The organism is Chitinimonas violaceus (assembly GCF_052601015.1).
The window spans coordinates 1-248 of sequence record NZ_JBQXDJ010000339.1; the positions used below are offsets into that span (position 1 = coordinate 1).

Sequence of the window (248 nt, forward strand, 5' to 3'; positions counted from 1 at the left end):
ATCTGGAACGCGAAGTCCGAGAGCTGCGTAAGGCGAATGAAATTCTGCGCTTGGCCAGTGCTTATTTCGCCCAGGCGGAGCTCGACCGCCGGTTCAAGCCATAAAATCGTTCATCGACGCTCACCGGAGCGCCCTTGGGGTCGAGCCGATCTGCAAGGTCTTGCAGGTTGCCCCTTCTGGCTACTGGCGCCACGCGGCACGTAGTCGGAATCCATTCCTACGCAGTGCACGGTCACAGCGGGATGAAG

The 248-nt window shown here is 59.7% G+C and carries 1 pseudogene and 1 other annotated feature; the pseudogene reads left to right on the forward strand.

The features are described from left to right. A pseudogene (locus tag ACUHMQ_RS21475) lies at positions 1 to 248 on the forward strand (IS3 family transposase); the annotation flags it as partial. Then, positions 59 to 175 (forward strand) — a sequence feature (AL1L pseudoknot). (Overlaps the previous pseudogene by 117 nt.)